The 20,883-nt window shown below is 72.1% G+C and carries 16 protein-coding genes, 2 tRNA genes and 2 pseudogenes; 10 read left to right on the top strand and 10 right to left on the bottom strand.

Annotated features, from left to right (window positions below; genetic code table 11):
• The first annotated feature begins 48 nt into the window (after positions 1-48).
• Complete coding sequence (locus ASG32_RS15850) at positions 49-864, top strand: dienelactone hydrolase family protein (protein ID WP_244491993.1); 816 nt, start codon at positions 49-51, stop codon at positions 862-864.
• Between the two features lie 14 nt (positions 865-878).
• Here the strand turns inward: ASG32_RS15850 and ASG32_RS15845 are convergent, their stop codons facing one another.
• Positions 879-1,391: a CYTH domain-containing protein gene (locus tag ASG32_RS15845; RefSeq protein ID WP_056527951.1), complete on the bottom strand. Its 513-nt coding sequence runs from the start codon at positions 1,389-1,391 to the stop codon at positions 879-881.
• A 591-nt stretch (positions 1,392-1,982) separates the two neighbouring features.
• Here ASG32_RS15845 and ASG32_RS15840 point away from each other — a divergent pair.
• From ASG32_RS15840 to ASG32_RS15830, 3 genes and pseudogenes are all read left to right on the top strand, one after another.
• Positions 1,983-2,444, top strand: a pseudogene (locus ASG32_RS15840) (glycine cleavage T C-terminal barrel domain-containing protein); the annotation flags it as partial.
• Positions 2,437-3,024 carry a sarcosine oxidase subunit gamma family protein gene (locus ASG32_RS15835; protein ID WP_056527917.1) on the top strand — a complete coding sequence of 196 codons (588 nt, stop codon included), beginning with the start codon at positions 2,437-2,439 and terminating at the stop codon, positions 3,022-3,024. The pseudogene ASG32_RS15840 and the gene ASG32_RS15835, both read left to right, overlap by 8 nt.
• Positions 3,021-4,373: an L-serine ammonia-lyase gene (locus ASG32_RS15830; RefSeq protein WP_056527914.1), complete on the top strand. Its 1,353-nt coding sequence runs from the start codon at positions 3,021-3,023 to the stop codon at positions 4,371-4,373. The genes ASG32_RS15835 and ASG32_RS15830 overlap by 4 nt, the downstream gene beginning before the upstream one ends.
• A gap of 35 nt (positions 4,374-4,408) precedes the next feature.
• Here ASG32_RS15830 and ASG32_RS15825 read toward each other — a convergent pair whose 3' ends face one another.
• The 5 genes and pseudogenes from ASG32_RS15825 to ASG32_RS15805 all read right to left on the bottom strand — a co-directional run bounded on the left by ASG32_RS15825 (position 4,409) and on the right by ASG32_RS15805 (position 10,092).
• Positions 4,409-4,921, bottom strand: coding sequence for a prolyl-tRNA synthetase associated domain-containing protein (locus tag ASG32_RS15825; protein ID WP_056527911.1), 513 nt, complete (start codon positions 4,919-4,921; stop codon positions 4,409-4,411).
• A gap of 8 nt (positions 4,922-4,929) precedes the next feature.
• A pseudogene (locus ASG32_RS15820) lies at positions 4,930-5,712 on the bottom strand (electron transfer flavoprotein subunit beta).
• Complete coding sequence (locus ASG32_RS15815) at positions 5,709-6,725, bottom strand: FAD-binding protein (protein WP_082557912.1); 1,017 nt, start codon at positions 6,723-6,725, stop codon at positions 5,709-5,711. The pseudogene ASG32_RS15820 and the gene ASG32_RS15815 overlap by 4 nt, the downstream one beginning before the upstream one ends.
• Positions 6,726-6,855: 130 nt before the next feature.
• Positions 6,856-8,721, bottom strand: coding sequence for a glycoside hydrolase family 15 protein (locus ASG32_RS15810; protein ID WP_056527908.1), 1,866 nt, complete (start codon positions 8,719-8,721; stop codon positions 6,856-6,858).
• A gap of 126 nt (positions 8,722-8,847) precedes the next feature.
• Positions 8,848-10,092 carry an acyl-CoA dehydrogenase family protein gene (locus ASG32_RS15805; protein ID WP_056527905.1) on the bottom strand — a complete coding sequence of 415 codons (1,245 nt, stop codon included), beginning with the start codon at positions 10,090-10,092 and terminating at the stop codon, positions 8,848-8,850.
• A 124-nt stretch (positions 10,093-10,216) separates the two neighbouring features.
• Between ASG32_RS15805 and ASG32_RS15800 the strand changes: the two genes are divergently transcribed.
• Together ASG32_RS15800 and ASG32_RS15795 are read left to right on the top strand one after the other, a co-directional pair.
• Complete coding sequence (locus ASG32_RS15800) at positions 10,217-10,972, top strand: response regulator (RefSeq protein WP_020092151.1); 756 nt, start codon at positions 10,217-10,219, stop codon at positions 10,970-10,972.
• Positions 10,969-12,378, top strand: coding sequence for an ATP-binding protein (locus tag ASG32_RS15795; protein WP_056527902.1), 1,410 nt, complete (start codon positions 10,969-10,971; stop codon positions 12,376-12,378). Before ASG32_RS15800 ends, ASG32_RS15795 begins: the two co-directional genes overlap by 4 nt.
• Positions 12,379-12,402: 24 nt before the next feature.
• On the opposite strand, the gene ASG32_RS15790 is transcribed toward ASG32_RS15795, so the two are convergent.
• Positions 12,403-14,559 (bottom strand): methyl-accepting chemotaxis protein, encoded by a 2,157-nt coding sequence (locus ASG32_RS15790; RefSeq protein WP_056527899.1) that lies wholly within the window; start codon positions 14,557-14,559, stop codon positions 12,403-12,405.
• A gap of 415 nt (positions 14,560-14,974) precedes the next feature.
• Here ASG32_RS15790 and rocF point away from each other — a divergent pair, with 415 nt between their 5' ends.
• The 3 genes from rocF (at position 14,975) to ASG32_RS15775 (ending at position 16,994) form a co-directional block, all read left to right on the top strand.
• Entirely contained in the window at positions 14,975-15,943 is a 969-nt protein-coding gene (gene rocF, locus ASG32_RS15785; protein ID WP_056527896.1) for an arginase, read from the top strand.
• On the top strand, positions 15,943-16,803 hold the full coding sequence (locus ASG32_RS15780) for an urease accessory protein UreD (protein ID WP_056527892.1): 861 nt from the start codon (positions 15,943-15,945) through the stop codon (positions 16,801-16,803). The genes rocF and ASG32_RS15780 overlap by 1 nt, the downstream gene beginning before the upstream one ends.
• Before the next feature lie 117 nt (positions 16,804-16,920).
• Positions 16,921-16,994: transfer RNA gene (locus tag ASG32_RS15775), tRNA-Cys, on the top strand.
• A 48-nt stretch (positions 16,995-17,042) separates the two neighbouring features.
• Here the strand turns inward: ASG32_RS15775 and ASG32_RS15770 are convergent.
• Complete coding sequence (locus ASG32_RS15770; RefSeq protein ID WP_056527889.1) at positions 17,043-18,722, bottom strand: HAMP domain-containing methyl-accepting chemotaxis protein; 1,680 nt, start codon at positions 18,720-18,722, stop codon at positions 17,043-17,045.
• Between the two features lie 318 nt (positions 18,723-19,040).
• Positions 19,041-19,277, bottom strand: a complete 237-nt coding sequence (locus ASG32_RS15765; RefSeq protein ID WP_056527886.1) for a hypothetical protein — start codon at positions 19,275-19,277, stop codon at positions 19,041-19,043.
• A gap of 268 nt (positions 19,278-19,545) precedes the next feature.
• Here ASG32_RS15765 and ASG32_RS15760 point away from each other — a divergent pair.
• Positions 19,546-19,621: transfer RNA gene (locus tag ASG32_RS15760), tRNA-Asn, on the top strand.
• A 90-nt stretch (positions 19,622-19,711) separates the two neighbouring features.
• Here the strand turns inward: ASG32_RS15760 and ASG32_RS15755 are convergent.
• Positions 19,712-20,839, bottom strand: a complete 1,128-nt coding sequence (locus ASG32_RS15755; RefSeq protein ID WP_244491992.1) for an integrase — start codon at positions 20,837-20,839, stop codon at positions 19,712-19,714.
• Positions 20,840-20,883 lie beyond the last annotated feature (44 nt).

The following is a 20,883-nucleotide window of genomic DNA, read 5'->3' as shown; positions in this document are numbered from 1 at the left end:
TCACGGGCCTTCTCCTCGCTCATGGCGACCGGCGGCCCGAGACGTGGGGTGCGGTCGACGGCCTGGCGATTTTCCGAAGGCGGGCGCAGAACGTGTGGGCGCCCCGTCGAGGAACCGAGCATGGTCAACGAGCACGTCGCGATCCGGACCGAGGACGGCGTATGCGGGACGCACGTCGTCGCGCCGGACGGCGCGGGGCCCTGGCCGGCCGTGATCCTGTACATGGATGCCGGCGGTATCCGACCGGCCCTCGTCGACATGGCGCGGCGGCTCGCGACCGGCGGCTATCTCGTTCTGTTACCGGACCTCTTCTACCGCTACGGGCCCTATGGCCCCTTCGTCCCCGCGGACGTGTTCAAAGGCGACTTCCGAGCGATCCTCGGCCCGCTGATGGCGACGACGGACAATCTCAAGGCCGCGACCGATACAGCGGCGCTCCTCGCCTATCTCGACACGCGCGACGACGTCGCGGGGCGCGCGGTCGGGGCGGTAGGCTTCTGCATGGGCGGCCGCATGGCCATCACGGCGGCCGGCACGTATCCGGACCGGTTCGCCGCCGTCGCCAGCTTCCACGGCGGCAATCTCGCGACCGAGGAACCTGCGAGCCCGCATCGTCTGGCACCCACGCTGAGGGCCGAGGTGTATATCGCGGCCGCCGAGAACGACGGAAGCTACCCGTCCGCGATGGCCGAGCGGCTGGAGACGGCGCTGTCGCGAGCCAGTGTCCGGTATGCGGCGGAGACCTATCCCGCCGCGCACGGCTGGATGATGCCGGACTTCCCCGTCCACGATCGCGCAGGCGCGGAGCGCGGCTGGGCGGCGATTGGCGCCCTGTTCGACCGCGCCCTGCGCAGCACGGGCTGAGCGCGGCCGCGTCGCTAAGCGGCCACCGGCAGCCGCAGCACGTCGTCCATCGTGATCGGCCGGCCGGCCTCGCAGCAGAGATGGAGCAGGGTGGACTGGCGGAACCGCAGGTCGCCGGTCACCTCCTCGCCGAGCCAAGCGGGCTTGCTGAAGGACTGATCGGCCCGCGCGAGCTCGACCTCGGCCAGGACCATCCCGGCCAGCGACCCCTGGAAGACGTCGACCTCCCAGGTCAGCCCGTCGTGCGGCACGCAGTAGCGGAACTTCTCGATCACGTTGCCGGTGCACACCTGATCGACCATGGCGGCGCCGTCGGCATGCGGGATCTCGTACTCGAACTCCGCGCGGGCGATGCCTTCGCGGGCGCCCTTGACCGTCAGCCAGGCACGCTCGCCGTCGAGCCGCACCCGGACCTTCCCGCGCGCGAAATGACCGACCAGGCCGTCCTTCAGGTGCCGAATGGATGTGGCCGCGTCGCGCCAGCCCGCGCCTGCCACGAGGAACTTCCGCTCGATCTCTAACCGCATCCACGCGTCCATTGCTTCGGCCGGACGCCTCGTAGCCCATCGGGGCCGCCGAGTCAGGCGGACTGGGGCATCCGGTGCGGACGCGCGGGAACGGGACTCGGCCTCGACGCAGATGTGCCGCTCACCGTTGCGGCAGAACGATCGTCAGCCTCTCGGATCGCCGTCGATCCGGCGACGTCGTGCCCGGGCGCGAACCGTGCGGTCCGCGTGACCGAGTCGATGATCGCGGGAGCGTGAAGAACAAGCGGCGGCGCCGCGAACGATACGCCTGCAAAGGAACGCGGCCGTTCCTGCACAATATGTTCTCATCGCTGTCTAAATCGGCACCAATGCTGCAGTGCATTGTGAATTCATGACGGTAAAATTCCGGAGGTGTCGTCTTCCCGCCAGAAAGCGTCGCAGAAAGGCAAGCCCGTGAGGGGGCCGCCGGTAGCTTTTCATTGTCATTGATAAAAAGCTCGCTCAGCTCAGGGTAATAATCGACGACTGTAAAATGCAATAGATCGCAGAGATCGTAACCATATGGGTCGTATTACCTTAGCGAGCGTGAGCAAGATCTTCGGCTGGAGCTGCGCGAGGGCCTCGCGACCCGGGACCGAGACGATGCACGTGCTCCGGGCCGAGAAGGGCTACATCATCGTCGGTCAGGAGACGGACGGGACCGTCACCCCGGACGCTGTCGGGCTGGCCGGCATGATCGCCAAGGCGAAGACGGATTTCGTCGGTAAGCGCTCGCTCGCCCGGCCCGACGGGGTCGCCTCCGGCCGCAAGCAGCTGATCGGGCTCGTCACCGACGACCCGCGATGCGTCCTCGACGAGGGCGCCCAGGTCGTCGCCGACCCGAACCAGCCGATCCCGATGCGGATGCTCGGCCACGTCACCTCGAGCTACTGGAGCGCGAATTGCGACCGCTCCATCGCGCTGGCCCTCGTGACGGGCGGGCGGGACCTGCTCGGCCGGACCCTCCACGTCACGACCCCGGACGGCTTCACCACCGCGACCGTGGCCGAGCCAGTGTTCTTCGATCCCAAGGGGGAGCGCATCCATGCTTGAGGCACGCTACCGCACCGCCCGGGCGCTCCCGCTCGGCCGCACCGAGGCGCCGGCCGGCGCCGGACTCCTGATCCGGCCGGCCGAAGCCGAGGCGCGCTTCTCCCTGCGCCTGCGCGGTCCCCGCACGTCGGCGGCCGGTTTCCCCCTCGACCGCCCGATCAACACCCTGTCGGGCGACGAGACTCGGTGGATCGCCCGCCTCGGCCCCGACGAGTGGCTGATCGACGCGCCCGAGACCGATGCTGACATCCTGGCCGCCGCCGTGAGCACCGACCTCGCCGGCCGGACGCACGCCCTCGTGGACGTGTCGCACCGCAATGTCGGGATCGACGTCCGCGGGGACGCGGCCGCGATCGCCCTCAACGCCGGCTGCCCCCTCGACCTCGGCGACGCTGCCTTCCCGGCGGGCAGCGTCACCCGCACGCTCCTCGGCAAAGCCGAGATCGTGCTGATCCGTCGCCCCGGCCCGGTCCCGACATACCGGGTTGAGTGCTGGCGGTCCTTCGCGACCTACGTGTATGGCTTGCTGCAGGAAGCCGCCTTCGGGGCCGGCCCGCTGGAGAGAGCCGCCGCGCGATGATCAGCGCCTTCGATCTGTTCAAGATCGGGATCGGCCCGTCGAGTTCCCACACGATCGGGCCCATGGTGGCCGCGCGCCGCTTCCGCGACCGCGTCTCCGGCCGGGCCGGCGTCGCGCGGGTGTCCGCGGAGATCTTCGGCTCCCTCGCCTGGACCGGGCGCGGCCACGGCACCGACGTGGCGATCTTCCTCGGCCTGCTCGGCCACGAGCCCGCGACCGTCGATCCGGACGCCGTGACGGGCTACACGCGAACCCTGGCCGAGACCGGCGCCATCGGCCTGCCGGGCGTCGCCTTCGACACGACGAAGGACCTTGTCTTCAACTTCGCCGAGGTCCTGCCCCGCCACACCAACGGCATGCGCTTCCGCGCCCTGGACGCCGACGGCGCCGTGCTGGACGAGGTGGTCTGCTACTCGGTCGGCGGCGGCTTCGTCGAGGAGGAGGGGGCGGGGGAGACCGGCGGCCGCGGCGCCGTCGCGGTGCCCCACCCGTTCGAGAGCGGTGCCGACCTGCTGCGGATCTGCGCCGAGACCGGCCTCACCATCCCGCAGGTCCAGATGGCCAACGAGCGCGCCCTGCGCGGCGAGGCGGAGATCGAGGCCGGGCTCGACGCCGTCCGCGACGCCATGCTGGCCTGCATCAGTCGTGGCCTGCGCATGGACGGCGAGCTGCCCGGCGGCCTCAGGGTCCGGCGGCGCGCGAAGCGCCTGCACGAGACCCTCGAGGCGAACCGCCTCACGAACAGCCGGCCGGCCCACGAGATCATGGACTGGATCAGCCTGTTCGCCCTGGCGGTGAACGAGGAGAACGCGTCCGGCGGCCGGATCGTCACGGCGCCGACCAACGGTGCGGCCGGGATCGTGCCGGCGGTGCTGCGCTACATCGTCGACTTCTATCCCGGCTGGAGCGAGGCGCGCGGCCGCGATTACCTCCTCGCCGCCGCGGCGATCGGCGGTCTGATCAAGCGCCGGGCCTCGATCTCGGGCGCCGAGGTCGGCTGCCAGGGCGAGGTCGGCTCCGCGGCCGCCATGGCGGCGGCCGGGCTCGCGTCCGTCCTCGGGGGCGACGCGCGGCAGGTCGCCAACGCCGCCGAGATCGCCATGGAGCACCATCTGGGCATGACCTGCGACCCGATCGGGGGGCTCGTCCAGATCCCCTGCATCGAGCGCAACGCCTTCGGTGCCAACAAGGCGGTGGCGGCCGCATCCCTCGCCCTCCACGGCGACGGGGTGCATTTCGTCAGCCTCGATCAGGTCATCGAGACGATGCGCCAGACCGGCCACGACATGCAGGCCAAGTACAAGGAAACCTCCCTCGGCGGCCTCGCGGTCAACGTCGCCGCCTGCTGAGCGCGACGTCCCGCGCGGCCTCGCAGGGGACCGTGTCAGGCCGCCTGCGACGCCCCCGGCAGCGCGAACGGCTCCGGCGCGTGACCCTCCGCGCGGAGCGCGGCCAGCAGGTCGTCGGGCGCGAGGTTGAGGGTGCGCGTGCTCACCAGGGGATGGACGTTGATCCGCGCCTCCGCGAGCAGGCTGTCCTGGACGAAGATCCGCACGCTGCCCGGCGCGGCGTTGAGGGCGGCGAGCGGCGACACCGCGCCGCTCGCGACGCCGAGCTGCGCGCCGAGCGCCTCGGCACTGGCGAAGGACAGGCCGCCCCGCGCGCCGAGGACGGCCCGGAACGCCTTCAGGTCCACCTGGGCGTCGTGACGGAGCGTGACGAGGAAGTACGTCTTCTTGCCGTCGCGAAGGAACAGGTTCTTGGTGTGCGCGCCGACGATGTCGCCGCAGGCCGCCATCATCGCCTCGACGGTCAGGACCGGCGCGTGCTCGTAGAGCTTGTAGGCGACCCCGAGCGCGCGCAGCCGGGCCAGGAGATCGTCGGAGGTCATAGCCATCGGGTTCCTCATCGGGATTTGCGGGCCGGCGGGCCGAGGACGCCGATCCGGCGCAAGTGAGCCAGGATCTCCGGGGCGGCCTCGTCGGGCTCGGGACGGACGAGAAGGCGCCCGCCGCCGGACGCGGCCGCTCCGGTCGCCGCCCTCAGCCGCTCCCCCGCCGAGCCGCCGGACGGCGCACCTTTCACGATTTTCGGCCGGCGGCGATAGGGGCGCTCCTCGAAGACCGGGACGGGGGCCGCCGCCGCGGCCGGGTCTCCCGCAACGGTCTCGATCACGCCGTGCGGCGCCTGCCCGTAGGCGAAGGGGAGCGGCGCGGGCGCGTCGGGATGGATCGTGGCCAGGACCGGACCGCGCAGGCGCACGCGGCGGCGGGCACCGCGGCCGAGGGTCTGGTCGAGGGATAATTCGCCCGCGTCGCCGGGCGCGAGGGCGACGATATCGGGGATCAGGAGGCAGTCGAGGGCCTCTGCGACCGCGTAGGGAACCATCCCGGTCTCGTCGCCCCCTGCCCGCGACGGCCCGCGAGGATCAGGCCGGGCGCCATCCCCGCGAGGCGCGCGGAGAGGGCCGGCACCGGATCTGCCCCCCGCCGGCACGCGGACGTGGACGATCCGGGACAGGCCGTGGCCCAGCGCGTCCGCGACGGCGGCCGCGGCCGGCCCGGCGTGGAGGCTCACGGCCTCGCCGAGGCCCGTCGCGAGGCGGATCGCCTGGGCCTCCAGCCGCGGCAGGGCCGTCGCGCCCGAGACCGGATGCCGTCCCGCGGAGAGGAGCACGACGCTGGTCACGGGCTGCCCACCGGGCACGCGGCTTCCTCGGCCAGGAGCCGCAGCAGGGCGGGCATGACCGCCTGCGCGTCCTGCACGATGGCGAGGCCCGCCCGCTCGATCATCGCCGCGTGCAGGTCGGTGTTGACTGCCACGACGTGCTCGCAGCCCGCGACACCCTGCAGGTGCTGCGGCGCGCCCGAGATACCGAGGGCGAGGTAGCAGGTCGCCGCCAGGATGGTGCTGGAGGCGCCGACCTGGGTCCGGCGCGGCATCTGCCCGGAATCGCACAGGACCCGGCTCGCGCCCGGGGTCGCGCGGAGCGCCGCGACGAGCTGCCGGAACGCGTCGAGGTCGGTGACGCCGCTGCCCGCCGCGGTGACGAACGCGGCGAGGGCGAGCGGCACCGTGGCGGGGTCTGCCGGGACGTGCCGCACCGAGAGGACCGCCGTCCCGGCGGGCGCGGGCTTCGCCACCGCGACCGCCAGCGGCCGCGCTTCCCGGGGCGGCCCGGCATACTCGGCCACCGCGTCCGGGGCGACGGTGGCGAGCAGGCCCGGCGCGGCCCGCTGCTCGACGCTGCGGCCCCGCGCCGGGCGGACCAGCCCGGAGGCGGAGACGCCCTCGGCCTGGGTGAACAGCAGCGCGCCGAGCCGGACCGCGACCCGGCGGGCGACGTCGCCGCCGTCTATGGATTCCGGGAACAGGACGTGCCGCGGATCGAGCGCCGTCAGGGCCGCGGCGATCCGGGCGGCCCGGCCGGCGGGATCGTAGGCGCTATCGTGGAAGGCCCGCACGGCGCCGTCGTCGTCCCGGACGATCGCCACCGAGGTCTTGCCGATGTCGACGACCATGACGTCGCCGGCCTCCGGCACGTCGGGCTCGACGCCGACGTAGATCCAGTGGCGGCCGAAGATGACCGCCATGTCGGCCTTGAAGACTTCGGGGCTCAGGTAGAACTCGGCCGGCAGGCTGTAGCCGCGACGGCGCTCGCACCAGAGACGCTGCAGAGGGGTCGGCGTCACGTCGAGCATGGGACCTCCGGAGCCATTCAGGCCCCGAAACTATCGTCGCCGGACCGGCCGCCCGCTGCCACGCCAGCGACACTCGCTTGGTCAACGGCGACGTGGCGCGGACCGGCCCGTGCCGGGGGCCGGGGCGCCGCTACTCGGCGGCCGACCGCGTGACGGTCTCCGCCCCGTCGTCCACGCCGAAGCGCGCGATGCTGTCCTCCAGCCGCAGCGCGGCGTTGATCAGGGCCATGTGGGAGAAGCCCTGCGGCGTGTTCCCGCGCTGCGCCCCGGTGGCCGGGTCGATCTCCTCGGCGAGCAGCCCGACATCGTTGCACCGGGCGATCAGGCGCTCGAAGGCGGCCCTGGCCTCGCCGGTCCGCCCGTCGAGGGCGAGGCAGCCGACCCGCCAGAACGCGCAGGCCGTGAACGTGCCCTCGTCGCCCTCCAGCCCGTCCTCCATGCGGTAGCGGTAGATCAGGTCGCCGACGCCCAGTTCGCGCTCGACCGCCGCCAGGGTCTCGCGCATGCGCGGCTCCCGCGGGTCGAGGGCCCCGAACAGGGCGACGCGCAGGACCGCGGCGTCGAGGTGGTGCGAATCGTAGGCGCCGACATAGGCCCGCTTCTCGGCGTTCCAGCCCTTCTCCAGGTATTCCGACCGGACCTCGGCGGCGATCCGCTCCCACTCGGCGATCTTCGCCTCCGGCACGCCCGCGATGTTGCGGGCGATCCGGGCCGCGTCCCGCAGGGCGACCCAGATCATCGCCTTGGTGTGGACCTGCTGGCGCGGCCCGGTGCGCAGCTCCCAGATGCCGTTATCCGCGTCGTGGCGGTGACGGATGGCCCGGGCAGTGAGGTTGTCCAGCACCTCCGGCAGCCGGTCGTTGACCTTCTCGGGCGGGTCGTAATCGACCGCCTCGAGGAAGACGCACAGGGCCCGGAGCAGCTCGCCGTAGATGTCGTGCTGGTCCTGGCACTCGGCGATGTTGCCGATCACCACCGGCCCCACGCCGTTCCAGCCGGCGAGGTGGCTCAATGCCTCCTCCGGCGGCATGTCGCCGGCGATGCCGTACATGAGCCGCGTCTCCCGCCCGAAGGTGCCGTCGCGCTCGCGCAGGAAGCGCAGGAACTCGGACGCCTCGCGGACGTAGCCCAGCATCACGAAGGCGGTGACCGTGAAGGCGGCGTCCCGCATCCAGGTGAAGCGGTAATCGTAGTTGCGGTTGCCCGGGACCGCCTCGGGCAGGCCGGCCGTGGCCGCCGCCACGATCCCGCCCGAGGGCGAGTAGGTCAGCAGCTTCAGGCACAGGGCGGACCGCATCACCGCGTCCCGGTAGGCGCCGCGATAGGTGCTCCGGGCGCACCAGCGGCGCCAGTAATCGGCGGTCGACTCCAGCCGCCTTTGGGCGCCGGCGAAATCCTCGATGCAGGCCTCGTCCTGGTCCTCGCCGTGGGTCAGGACCAGGTAGGCGGTCTCGCCCTCCGCGAGGTCGAAGCGGACCTCGGCCGCGTCGCCCGCGAGGGTCGGGCACGCGTGCGCGTTGACCCGCACGCGCCAGTCACCGGCCTCGAACAGGACCGACCCGCCCTCGACCAGCGGGGTGCAGGGGCGGCGGGCGTAGTCGAAGGTCGGACGGATCCGGAACACGCCCGAGACCCGGCCCTGCTCGCAGGTCAGCAGCCGGATCAGGCGGCTCTCGCTCTCGCCGTCCGGCCCCTCGTCGGGCTCCGGGCTCGGCGGGTTGACGGGCATCAGGTCGACGAGGCGCGCCCGGCCGGTCTCCGTGGTGAAGGTCGTCTCCAGGATGTTGGTGTCCGGCAGGTAGCGGCGCGCGCTCCCGGTCGGGCCGTCGAGGGCGAGGCTGCACGATCCGCCCTTCTCGTCGTCGAGGAGCTTCACGAACAGCGCCGGCGAATCGTGGCGCGGCCAGCACAGCCAGTCGATGGAGCCGTCCCGGGCGATCAGCGCGCAGGAATGGGTGTCACCGATGAGGGCGTAATCGCTGATGGGCTTCGACACGGGGCTTCCGGATGGCGGCACCCGGTCCGCCGGGCAGGACAGAGTCCTGAGGTAGCCGGGCGGCGCCGGGCGGGGAGTCCCGATCGACGATTCGCCGCACGGCCGCGCGCGATCGCTCCCGTTCGGTCAGGCCCCGGGCCGCGGCAGCATGCGGTCGCTGATGATCCGCCGCTGGATCTCGCTCGTGCCCTCGAAGATCGTCGTCAGCCGCGCGTCGCGCCAGTAGCGCTCGACCCGGCGCTCGGTGGTGTAGCCGTTGCCGCCGTGGAGTTGCATCGCCTGGTTGGTGACCCGAACCGCCATCTCGGTGGCCAAGAGCTTCACCATCGCCGACTCGCTCTCGGCGGCCTCGCCCTGGTCGAGGAGGTGGGCGACCTGATGCCAGAAGGCCCGCGCCTGCGCGACCTCGGCGGCCATGTCGGCCAGCGCGAAGCGCAGCGCCTGGAAGTCGCCGATCGGGTGTCCGAACTGGACGCGCTCCTGCAGGTAGCTCTGGCAATCCTCGACCGCCGCGCGTGCGACGCCGACGGCCCGGGCCGCCGTGTGCACCCGGGCGATGTTGAGGCCGCGCTGGACGGCGGCGAACCCTCCGGAATCCGCGTCCGCCCCCTGGTCGCCGTAGAGCCCGGTGAGCCGGTCGCTCTCCGGCACGCACACGTCCTCCAGGCTCAGCTCGAAGGTCTGGAAGCCGTGATAGCCGATCTTGTCGATCACCCGGCCGGTCACGCCGGGCGGGAAGCTGTCGCGCTCCTTGAGCACGAGGAACGGCTCGAGGCCGGCCGAGCGCGACTCACCCGGCTCCGGGTCGCGGGTCCGGGCCAGGACCTCGATGAAGTCGGCGCCCTTGGCGAATCCCGCCCAGCGCTTGGTCCCGGTGATCCGCCACCGGTCTCCGTCGCGCACCGCGCGGGTCTGCACGCCGGCGAGGTCGGACCCGGCATCGGGTTCCGACAGCGAGATCGAGCCGATCCACTGCCCCCGGGCCGAGCGCCGGATCAGCTCCGCCCGGCGGTCCGGGTCGAGGGTCTGGGTGCCGAGGCCCTGACCGCGGGCCAGGATGCTGCCCACCGAGAGCCAGGCCCGGGCCAGCTCCTCCGAGACGAGGCAGTACTCGAACACGCCGAGCCCGAGGCCGCCGTGCTCCGCCGGGATCGTGATGCCGAACCAGCCCTTCTCCGCCATGGCGTCGATGAGCGAACGCGGCATCTCGGCCTTGTGACGGTCGAGCTCGTCGGCGAGCGGCAGGACGGTGTCGCGGGCGAAGGCCCGGGCCTCTTCCTGCAGCGCCGCCCGCGCCTCGGTGCGCCAGGGCGAGGCGAGTTCCGGCGGCTTCGGCGCGATCAGGTCCTTCCGATCCTCGGTTCCGGTCATCGTTCCCCCCTGTGATGTGACGCCGTGCGGCAACTCAGTTCAGGTCCGTGCGGGAAACACGCGCTTACAAAATGGTTCCGTGCCCCATCTTCGAATAATCGGCGGACGGGGTCATAATAGCTTGATGATGCAGGCCGAACCGCAGACCGATTCCTTCGCGATGAGCGCACCCGCAACACCCCACATCCTCGTCGTCGAGGACGATCGGGAGATCTCGGCGCTGATCGCGCGCTACCTGCGCGGCAACGATTGCCGCGTCACGCTGGCCGGCGACGGCGCCGACATGGACCGGGTCCTGGCGGAGGCGCGGATCGACCTCATCGTGCTCGACCTGATGCTTCCCGGCGAGGACGGTCTGAGCCTGTGCAGGCGCCTGCGCGGTACCTCGCAGATCCCGATCCTGATCCTGACCGCGAAATCCGAGGACGTGGACCGGATCCTCGGCCTCGAACTCGGCGCCGACGACTACCTCGCCAAGCCGTTCAACCCGCGGGAACTGCTCGCCCGCATTCGTGCCATCCTGCGCCGGGTCGCCGCCGAGGCGCCGGACGCCGACGAGCGGCGGCGCCTGCACTTCTCGGGCTGGACGCTGGACGTCTCCCTGCGTCAGGTCCTCTCGCCCGAGGGTGCGCGGATCTCGATCACCGGTGCGGAGTTCGACCTCCTCCACGCCCTCTGCCTCCGGCCGGGGCGGGTGCTGTCGCGGGACCAGCTCCTCGACCTCACCCAGGGTCGGGCCGCGGGCCCGTTCGAGCGGAGCATCGACGTGCTGATCTCCCGGATCCGCCAGAAGATCGAGCGCGACACCCGCAACCCCGAGTTCATCCGCACGATCCGCTCCGGGGGCTACCTGTTCACGCCGGAGGTCACGCGGTCATGAGCGGGCTGGGGCGGCTCCGCGCGCGGCTGCGTCCGAAGACCATCGCGGGCCAGATCGCGCTGCTCGTGGTCGCCGGCATCGCGGTGGCGCACGTGGTCGCCACCGCGGCGTTCCTGATGCTGCACGAGTCGCAGAATCCCGACACGCTGCCGGGCGTGGCCGCGAGCCGCCTCGGCGTTCTGGTGAGGCTCATGGACGCCGCCGACCCGGCGGCGCGACCGGCGCTGCTGGCGAGCGGCCGCAGCCTGCCGCTGATCCAAGTCGAGCCCTGGGACGGGACGGTGCCGCCGGGGGCGAAGCCGGCCCCCGACCTGCCGGTGATCCGCAAGCTGCGCTACGGCGCCGGCCGGCCGGTCACGATCACCGACCTCGCCGCGGCCGATCCGGCGCGCGACAAGTCGGACGGCCGCCTCCATATCGGCATCGTCACGCCGGCGGGTGTGCGGGTCCAGGCGACGCTGCCGAACGATCCTCTGCGGGGACCTCGCCAGGGCGCGCTGATCTTCACCGTGGTGTTCCTGGCGCTGACGCTGGCGCTGCTCTGCGTCTGGGCCACGCGCGCCCTCACGGCGCCGCTGAAGCGGCTCGCGGGCGCGGCGGAAGCTTTCGGCGCCCGCGACGACCACGTGGCGCTGCCGGAGGCGGGGCCGCGCGAGGTGCTCGCCGTGTCGCGGGCGCTGGACCGGATGCGGTCGCGCGTCCGCCGCCTGATCGACGACCGGACGCAGATGCTGGCGGCGATCAGCCACGACCTGCGCACGCCGATCACCCGGCTGCGCCTGCGCGCCGAGTTCATCGAGGACGAGAACGCCCGGGCCTCGACCCTGCGCGACCTCGACCAGATGAACGGCCTCGTCGAGGCGGCGCTCTCCTTCGTGCGCGACGGCCAGATCCGCGACGCGAACAGCCACAGCCTCGTGGACCTCGCCTCGGTGGTGCAGACGGTCTGCGACGACTTCTCGGATTTCGGCGCCCCGGTCAGCGTCAGCCGCAGCCGGCACGTCCTGGTGCAGGGCCGGCCCGAGGAACTCCAGCGGGCGGTGACCAACCTCGTGGACAACGCCGTGAAGTACGGCGGCCGGGCCGACGTGCAGATGGAGGCCTCCGAGCGCGGCGTCCGGGTCTGCATCCTGGACAACGGCCCGGGGATCCCGGAGGCGGAGCGCGAGGCGATGCTCCAGCCCTTCGTGCGCGGCGACCGGGCGCGCAATCTCAACGAGGCCAGCGGCTTCGGCCTGGGCCTCTCGATCGTGCAGGCCATCGTCGAGGCCCATAACGGGCGCCTGCGGCTGGAGAACCGCCCCGAAGGCGGGCTCTGCGCGGCGATCGAGCTGCCCCTGGCCGCCCAGGCCTTCGCGGGGCGCGCGGCGCACAAGCCCGCGCCGCTCCCGGCCGAGGCGGCCTGAGGCCGCCTCGGGTCCCGTTCGCTTCTACGCCGCCCGCACGTTGCGGAGGAACTGCGCCACCTCGGCGCGGAGCTGCTCCGAGCGCGTCGCCAGCGAGTCGGACGCCTGCGCGACCGAGTCCGCGGCCTCGCCGGCATCGCCAGCGACCCGCGCGACCTCGGCGATCTCCAGAGTCATCGTGCCGGTGCCGGCCGACGCCTGCCCCATGCTGCGCACGATGTCCTGCGTGGTGACGCCCTGCTGGTCCACCGCGGCGGCGATGCTGGTCGACACTTGGTTCATCGCCTCGATCTGAGCGGTGATGCCCTGGATCGCCCCGGCCGCGTCGCCCGTGACCGTCTGGATCGAGGCGACCTGACGGCTGATCTCCTCGGTGGCGCGGGTGGTCTGCGCGGCGAGTTCCTTGACCTCGGCGGCGACCACCGCGAAGCCGCGGCCCGCCTCGCCGGCGCGGGCGGCCTCGATCGTGGCGTTGAGCGCCAGCAGGTTCGTCTGCCCGGCGATGGTCGAGACCATGCCGACCACGTCGCCGATGCGCGTCGCGGCGGCGGCGAGGTCGGTCATGGTCTGCTCGGCCCGGCGGGCCTCGCCGACGGCGGTGGCGGACATGCCGGCGGCCTGCTCGACCTGCCGGCCGATCTCCTGGACGGTCGCGCCGAGTTCCTCGGCCGCGGCCGCCACGGTGTTGACGTTGTCGGAGGTCTGCTGCGCAGCCCCGGCGACGCTGGTCGAGCGCTCGGAGGTGCTGGAGACCGCGGCGCGCATCGTGTCCGAGGCGCCCTGAAGTTCCGTGACGGCGCCGGTCAGGCCCTCGACGATGCCGCCGACCGAGTGCTCGAAGCCGTCGGCCAGCTGCTTGAGCATGGCGCGCCGGCTCTGCTCCTCGCGCAGGCGCGCGGCCTCGGTGGTCTGGAGCTGCTGGGCGGCCTCCTCCAGCGACATGTCGCGGATCGTGACCACGGCGCGGGCGATGTCGCCGATCTCGTCCCGCCGCGCGCTGCCCGGCACGTCGGTCAGCGCCTGGCGATCGGCGAGGGCCTTGAGGGCGCGGGTGAGGGCACCGAGCGGCGCCACGATCGAGCGGGCGAGCAGCAGGCCGAGCAGGGCCGTTCCGGCGAGCACGAACAGGCCGGTCAGGATCAGCGTGCGCGACAGGGCCTGGACCGCGTCGATCGCCTCGGCCTGGGTCTGCTCCGCCACCACCGTCCAGGGCGCGCCCAGGACGGTCACCGGCGAGGCGGCCGCCATGTGGGTGCCGTTCTCCGCCGCGAAGTCGACGGGACCGCCGGCCTTGACCCGGTCGGCGGCGAGGCCGATCCCGGCGAGGCCCGCGCCGGCACGCACGCCGGGGTTCAGCGGCGGGTTGCTGCGCAGCAGGCCGTCCGCGCCGACCGCCAGGATCTGGCCCGTGTCGCCGAGACCGGTCCGCTTCGACAGCGTCTGGTCGAACAGGGCCGGCGTGACCCGCATGACGATGAAGCCGATCCGCTCGGCCGCCTGCGCGGTGCCCATGGCGACGTTGGCCCGCTTGGTCATGGCGCGGCCGAGGAAGGCGGCCGGGACCCCGTCCACCGCGTAGGCGGCGAAATCCTCGTACAGGACCGCGCCCGGGTCGGCGGATTTCAGGCGCTCGACGAGGCGCGCGAGCGCCGTCCCCGCCAAGCCGTCCTCCGTGACCGCTTTGCCGAAATCGGCGCCCTTCGTCGTGGTGTAGTCGATCCGGCCGTTGTCATCGATGAACATCAGGTCGGCGTAGCCCGGCTGGGCCACGAGCTTGCGCGCCACCTCCTGAACCTTGACGTGCCGGCGGGCATACATCGACGACATGCCGCTGCCGTCGAGGGCGACCCGCGCCTCGGCGGTCTGCGGCGCGCGGAACGCCGCGATGACGCTCTCGGTGTCGGGCTTCGCCGGGTCGAGGTTCTCGAGCAGGTCGGGGAAGTTCGAGACGATCTGCGGGTGGGCCGCCACCGCCAGGAAGTCGGCCTGCGCCCGATCCGCCACCAGCTCGATCGCGTCCCGGCGCGCCGCCGCGGCGAGTTCGAGGCGCTCGTGGGCCGCGGTCATCAGACCCGCCCGCGCCGAGTACCAGCTGAATCCGCCCATGGCGGTGGCGCTCAGGAGCGCCAGGCCGACGGTCGTCGCGGGAAGGCGCGTGCTCAGCCGCGATAGCGAGATCATGATGCCCCTGTATTCTTTGGAAGATTGGTTTGACGTGAACCAATCGCCCAATCCTTATAAAAATCTCGTAAACACCGATACACCGCTCAAAACTTGAGCAAACGCGGAACATACAACTTAAAGAACAGTCTGAGCACCATGATTCCAAGTTGTGAATGGTCGAGCGCCCGTTCCGGCAAGATTTCGCTGCGCGGGTCGTCACGGACGCCCGCGCGGCGTTGAGGGATGCGCGGCATCCGGCCAAGTTTCGGCCAGCCCGTTTCGGGCAGCCCGTCGTCCCGCGGCCGCCCCGGACACACCGTCACGGATCTTGCTGACCGATCCCGTCTCGCGGTCGGCGTCATCGGCCGGTTATGAGTCCGGGTGGTAGAGCGGCCGCGGAGAACGGTCGCTTCGTGACGGCGATGGAGGTGGGATGAGCGGCGAAGACCAGCCGGACCGGGCGCGCAGCATCGCGCTGATCGGGGCCCCGATCGAGGTCGGGACCAGCGAGGCCGGCGCCCTCATGGGCCCGGCGGCCCTGCGCACGGCCGGGCTGGTGCGGGCGCTCGCCGAACTCGGCCACGCGATCGCGGATCGCGGCGACGTCGCCCCGGACGGACCCGCCGGGACGCGCGGGCTGGACGGTGTCGCCGCCTGGACGCGGGCCCTGTCCCGCGCCGTGGAGGACGCCCTCGACGCGGGGGCGCTGCCGCTGACCGCCGGCGGCGACCACAGCCTGTCCCTGGGCTCCGTCGACGGGGTGATGCGGCACTGCGCGCGGCGCGGCCAGCCCGTCTTCGTCCTCTGGCTCGACGCCCACGCCGACTTCAACACGCCGGCGACCTCGCCCTCCGGCAACGTCCACGGCATGCCGCTCGCCGCCCTGTGCGGCGAGCCGGGCTTCCCGCCGCTGTTCGCCGAGCCGGCGCCGGCGCCCCTGCCGCCCGCCGACGTCCACCTGTTCGGCCTCCGGTCGATCGATGCCGGCGAGCGCGCCCTCGTAACGGCGCGCCGGGTCGGCGTCACCGACATGCGCACGATCGACGAGTTCGGCGTCGTGGCGCCCCTGCGGCGGGTGCTCGACCGCGTCGCCGCGCGGGGCGCGCACCTCCATGTCAGCCTCGACATCGACTTCCTCGATCCGTCGATCGCCCCGGCCGTGGGCACCACCGTTCCGGGCGGCGCCACCTTCCGGGAGGCCCATCTGATCATGGAGATGCTCCACGATTCCGGTCTGGTCCGCTCCCTCGACGTGGTGGAGCTCAACCCCTTCCTCGACGAGCGCGGCCGCAGCGCCCGGGTGCTGGTCGAGCTGGTAGCCAGCCTGTTCGGCCGGCGCATCCTCGACCGGCCGACCCTGCCGATCGAGGCCGTGCCGGCAGAGCCGGCCGGGCGCGCCTGATGCACGGCCCTCTCGCACCCTCATCCGCGCCCGAGATGACCGCGCCCGCGCGCCAGCGCTCGGACGGGCGCGTCCAGCTGCGTGTCGGACTGGCCCGTCCGGGCGGCGGGACGCGCATCCTGGATCTGGCAGAAGCCGGGCCGTCGCGGCTGCGCTTCCCCCGGGGGACCGGCGCGCCGGAGGCGGTCCTCGTCAACACGGCGGGCGGCGTCGCCTGCGGCGACACCTTCGCCATCGACCTCACGCTCGAACCGGGGGCCGAGCTGGTTCTGACCACGACGGCGGCCGAGAAGATCTATCGCTCTGACGGCCCCGTGAGCCGCATCGTCAACACGCTGCATCTGGGGGAGGGGGCCGGCCTCGCCTGGTTGCCGCAGGAGACGATCCTGTTCGATCGGGCCCGGGTGCGGCGGCGCTTCGTGGCCGATCTCGCCGAGGGGGCCGCGCTGCTCGCCGTGGAGGTCGTGGCGTTCGGCCGCGCCGCCCGGGGCGAGCGGATCGGCGACGGGCTGTTCGCGGATTCCTGGCGGATCCGCCGGGGCGGGCGCCTCGCCTACGCCGACGACCTCCTGCTGGAGGGGCCGATCAGCGACCACCTCGCTCGCCCGGCCATCGGCGGCGGCGCCCGCGCCTGCGCGACGATCCTCGACCTCTCCACCGGGGCGGAGGCGCGCCTCGAGGAGGCGCGGACCCGGCTGGCCGAGGCCGCGTCGCCCGGGACGACGGCGGCGGCGAGCGCCTGGAACGGCCATCTGGCGGTCCGCGCGCTGGGCGACGCGGTCGGGCCCCTGCGCGGGCTCGTCGCCCGCTTCCTCGCGGGCTACCGCGGCCTGGCGATGCCGCGGGTCTGGCAGAGCTGACGCGGTCCGCGCGATCCGGGCCTCGGGGCCGTTGCCTGCGACCGCCGACCTCTGCTAGAGACGCGCACCCGGAGCTGTCCGCCAAGCTCCGGACGGAACGGCAGCGCCGTTCGGGAAGGCCTCGTGGCGGAGTGGTTACGCAGAGGACTGCAAATCCTTGCACCCCGGTTCGATTCCGGGCGAGGCCTCCATCCTTCCCAGACAGATTGTGCCGGCCGTGACGGGCCGGTGCGCGCCCGTCAGGCGCCGTGGACCTCCACCATGAAGGTCTCGATCGCCCGCTGCAGGCTGTGGGTCCCGGCATTGACCCGGGCGGCGCTGCCGCGCACCTGCCCGGCCTGCGCCTCGTTGGACGCGGCCGCGGCCTGAACGCCCGCCACGCTCTCGGAGACCTGCCGGGCCTCCGCGGCCGCGCCGAAGATCGCCCGCGCGATCTCCTGGCTGGCCTGCCCCTGCTGGTCGGTGGCGTCCGCGACCTCGGAGGCGATCAGGCTCATCCGGGCGATGGTCTCGCCGATCGTGCCGATGGCGCCGACCGTGCGCCCGGCGGCCCCCTGGATCGCCCCGACCTGCCCGGTGATGCGGTCGGTGGCGAGCGCCGTCTGGCCGGCCAGCGCCTTCACCTCCGCGGCGACCACCGCGAATCCCCGCCCCGCGGCGCCCGCGCGGGCCGCCTCGATCGTGGCGTTGAGCGCGAGGAGGTTCGTCTGCTCGGCCACCTCGCGGATCAGCGTGACCACGGCGCCGATCTCCTCGGCCGCCTGCGAGAGGCTCATCACCGTCTCCTTGAGCCCCTGCGTGTCGGAGAGGGCCGAGGTGGCGATCGCGCTGGTGTGACGGACCCGCGCCTCGATCTCCCGCGCCGAGGCCGAGAGCTCCTCGGCCGCGCTGGCGATGCTGTCGACGAGGCCCGCGCTCTGCTGCGACGCTCCGGCGACGACGGCCGACTCGGCCGCCATCGCGCCCGCGTTGCCCGAGAGCGTGTCGGCCGCCGCCTGCATCGCCTCGGCCGAGTCGGCGAGATCGGTGACGGCGCGGTGCGTCTCGGCCTCGAAGGTGCGCGTGGCCGCGGCCAGGGCCTCCGCCCGGCTGCGGTCGCGGTCGCGCCGCGCCTGCGCCTCGGCGTCGAGGTCGCGCTTCTCGATCAGCGCCGTCTGGAACGCCGCGATGGCGGCGGCCATCTCGCCGATCTCGTCGCGGCGGTGCGTGAACGGGATCGCGCGGCCGAGATCGTTGGCGGCGAGCGCCGTCATCCCGTCCTTGAGCCGATGCAGCGGCCGCCGCACCAGGCTCACGATGATCCAGATCGCCGCGAGGAGGCCGAACGCCAGCGCCGCAGCCGGCACGGCCACCAGGGTGATCCGCGCCCGACGGCGGTCGGCCGCGTCCGCGGCGCGACGGGCGTTCAGGCGGTTCAGCACCTCCCGTCCGAGAATGCCGATCTCGGCGACTATGCGCTCGCGGTTCTTCACGGTCGCCTCGTCGGTCGCCTGGATCAGCGCGGCCTTGGGCGAGACCGTCAGGCCGAGTTCGGCCGTATCGGTCTGGTAGGCGACGAATTCCTTGACGAAGAGGTCGAACCGCCGCCGTCGGTCGGCGGGGAGCTGATCCTCCATGGCCTCGAGGAAGGGCACCCGCACCTGCTCCACGGTGGCGAGGGCGTCGTGGAGCGCCGACAGCCGTGTGCGCGCCTCCGTCGTGTCCTCCGCGGTGTAGAGGGCCGTGGCCTGCACGACCGCGTGCTCGATCGCCTGCCCCAGGGCGCCCGCCTGAAGGCCGGCGTTCCAGATCCGGTCGGTGGCGGCCGCCCGCTCCTGCTCCCAGTTCGATTGTCGAACCGCGAAGGCAGCGATGCCGATCGCCACCAGGGCCAGCAGCCCGATCACCGCGGAGAGCTTCAGGCCGAGTGAGATGCGCATGGCGACGAGCCGCTTCTGGCCGGAGATTCGTGTGACCGCAGCTATATCGAAGCAAATCTTTTTGAACAGGTAAATATAGCCGGCAAAAACATTTAACTTATACTCCGAAGCTCCGAGATTTTTGCCATCGCGCAGCCCGGCTCAACCTCAGCATCCAGGGGCTCATCGGAGGAAGAATTCGTGGATCTCGGCCGGTGCCGGATTGTCAGTTCAGTCTCGCGAGCGCTGTCGGCAGATGCGCCGGCAGGCAGGAGGACTGTTTCGCCCGGACGAAGCTGGATCGCCGCGCGCCCGACCGCGCGGGGCACAGGTCGGCGATCACGGCAGGCGGATCTCGGTCCGACCTGGGATGCACGGCTCCGGAAGCGGTAGGGCGGCCACGATCTCGCGACGGAGATCGTCGCGCTGGGCCTCCACGAGGTCGGGGAGGATATCGGCCTCGTGCTCGTCCAGGGCCGCGATCAGGCGGGGATGGTCGGCGCTCCACTCGAAGGCGACGCGCACCTCGCGTTCGGCGTAGGGGTCCTGTGGGTCGAGGCAGCGATGGGTCGGCATTGCGGCAGGGTCGTCACACCGGCGCGCCGGCAAGCGGTCCCCGTAGGAGCGGGAGACGACAGACGGATGACTTCCACCGGCCGCGGACCGGCAGAGCAGGCGACGGGCCTCGGCGACGATGTTGCCGATCAGTCACATTCCGGGCCTCCCGACCTCCGCGGGAGGCGCCACGCGCTGTGTCGGGGGGCGCAGCGCGTCGGTTTGGACGCGGATCGTGCATCGAGGCCCTTGCGTCCCGCCATCCCGGTGTGTAGAGACCCCCTCGTGATCCCCGATAGCTCAGTTGGTAGAGCAGGCGACTGTTAATCGCCTTGTCGCAGGTTCGAGTCCTGCTCGGGGAGCCAACACTTCTCCCAATACAATCAGGCGCTTAGAGCAGCCGGGGCGATAGCTTCGCGTTACCGCGAATTGGCCCCCTGTTACCGAGGCTTGTTTCAGCCCTGTTCGCGTCCTTTCCGCCGGGCAGCTCGCAATTCGGCGACGCGGCTTGATTGGACCACCCCTCCGCGGTTGTAGATCATCGTCGTCGACATCTGCGTGTGTGTGGCCGTTCGCATGACGTCGGTCGCGTCTGCTCCCGCCTCGAAGGCCTCCGACACGGCGCCGGCTCGGCTGTCCATGTTCCAGAGGTCATCCGGCCAGCCGGCAGCGCGGGCGATCTTCCGGAACGTGTGCGAGAAGTGCGTCGCCTTCCAGGGCAGCTTGGACCGCTCGTCGATCACCACCGGCCCGACCCCGCGCGCCGGCAGCTCGGCGAGGATCTCCGGGTGCAGCCGCAGATCGTGCGCAGCGACCTCTCGCCCATTCGACTTCGACGTCGGCTTCTCAAGGAGCTGCTCGGCGTTGATGTGATTCCAGGTCAGCCCCCACTGCCAGACCCAGACGCCGTCGGTGATCGCGCCGGTGATCGCCGCCCGCTCGGCCGGGGTCGGCCGCACCCATTCCCCAATCACATCCTTCTGACGCAGGCCGAGCTCGAACTGGAGCGCCACGGCAAGCGCGATGCTCGGCCGGTCCGCCGCATGCGCGGCTCTGCGGAGCGCCACGATCTGCTCGAAGGTCGGCCGGTGCTTGCGCTTCCGCGGCATCGGAAACTCGGTCCGCTCCAGCACGGCCGCCAACTCAATCGCGTCGGCGTTCCGCAGCTCGCAGCCGTAGCTCACGACCCGGCGCAGTGTTTGGATGCAGGCATAAGCGCTCCGCTCGCCCGTCGAGGCGCTCCAGTCCTTGTGCCAGCGGCGCACGTCCCGACCCAGAATGTTGGCGAGGTGCATGTGACCGGCCGTGTCGACCAACGTGCGGATGTACTTCGAGTAGAAGACGCGGGTCGCTTGGCGCCTGTCGTGATAGGGCGAGTCCGTGTCGGTCTCGAACGCGCGGCACACCCACTCGAGGGTGCCCGGGACGGCAGAGTTCTTGGACGGCGCGAAGCCACCTGCCCACTCCAGCATCTCCTGTTGCAGGATCTGGCACCGGGCGGCGATGCCTTCAGGCGGCATGTCGCTCGGGATCCGGACTGTCTTGGTCGGGTAGCCCTTCGCGACGAGCTTCTCGTCGGCCACCCAGTAGAGATCGATGCGCCCGTTATGGCGCTTCATGCGCTTCA

This window comes from Methylobacterium sp. Leaf361 (genome assembly GCF_001424445.1).
Classification (GTDB): Bacteria; Pseudomonadota; Alphaproteobacteria; order Rhizobiales; family Beijerinckiaceae; genus Methylobacterium.
This window is presented reverse-complemented; position numbering and strand designations above follow the sequence as displayed.

What these genes read in the sequence shown, in the direction of transcription:
- ASG32_RS15845 (WP_056527951.1), bottom strand. Translation starts at nt 1,391, where the DNA reads ATGCGGTTAGAGATCGAGCGGAAGTTCCTCGTGGCAGGCGCGGGCTGG.
- ASG32_RS15835 (WP_056527917.1), top strand. Translation starts at nt 2,437, where the DNA reads ATGCTTGAGGCACGCTACCGCACCGCCCGGGCGCTCCCGCTCGGCCGC.
- ASG32_RS15830 (WP_056527914.1), top strand. Translation starts at nt 3,021, where the DNA reads ATGATCAGCGCCTTCGATCTGTTCAAGATCGGGATCGGCCCGTCGAGT.
- ASG32_RS15825 (WP_056527911.1), bottom strand. Translation starts at nt 4,921, where the DNA reads ATGGCTATGACCTCCGACGATCTCCTGGCCCGGCTGCGCGCGCTCGGG.
- ASG32_RS15815 (WP_082557912.1), bottom strand. Translation starts at nt 6,725, where the DNA reads ATGCTCGACGTGACGCCGACCCCTCTGCAGCGTCTCTGGTGCGAGCGC.
- ASG32_RS15805 (WP_056527905.1), bottom strand. Translation starts at nt 10,092, where the DNA reads ATGACCGGAACCGAGGATCGGAAGGACCTGATCGCGCCGAAGCCGCCG.
- ASG32_RS15800 (WP_020092151.1), top strand. Translation starts at nt 10,217, where the DNA reads ATGATGCAGGCCGAACCGCAGACCGATTCCTTCGCGATGAGCGCACCC.
- ASG32_RS15795 (WP_056527902.1), top strand. Translation starts at nt 10,969, where the DNA reads ATGAGCGGGCTGGGGCGGCTCCGCGCGCGGCTGCGTCCGAAGACCATC.
- ASG32_RS15790 (WP_056527899.1), bottom strand. Translation starts at nt 14,559, where the DNA reads ATGATCTCGCTATCGCGGCTGAGCACGCGCCTTCCCGCGACGACCGTC.
- rocF (WP_056527896.1), top strand. Translation starts at nt 14,975, where the DNA reads ATGAGCGGCGAAGACCAGCCGGACCGGGCGCGCAGCATCGCGCTGATC.
- ASG32_RS15780 (WP_056527892.1), top strand. Translation starts at nt 15,943, where the DNA reads ATGCACGGCCCTCTCGCACCCTCATCCGCGCCCGAGATGACCGCGCCC.
- ASG32_RS15770 (WP_056527889.1), bottom strand. Translation starts at nt 18,722, where the DNA reads ATGCGCATCTCACTCGGCCTGAAGCTCTCCGCGGTGATCGGGCTGCTG.
- ASG32_RS15765 (WP_056527886.1), bottom strand. Translation starts at nt 19,277, where the DNA reads ATGCCGACCCATCGCTGCCTCGACCCACAGGACCCCTACGCCGAACGC.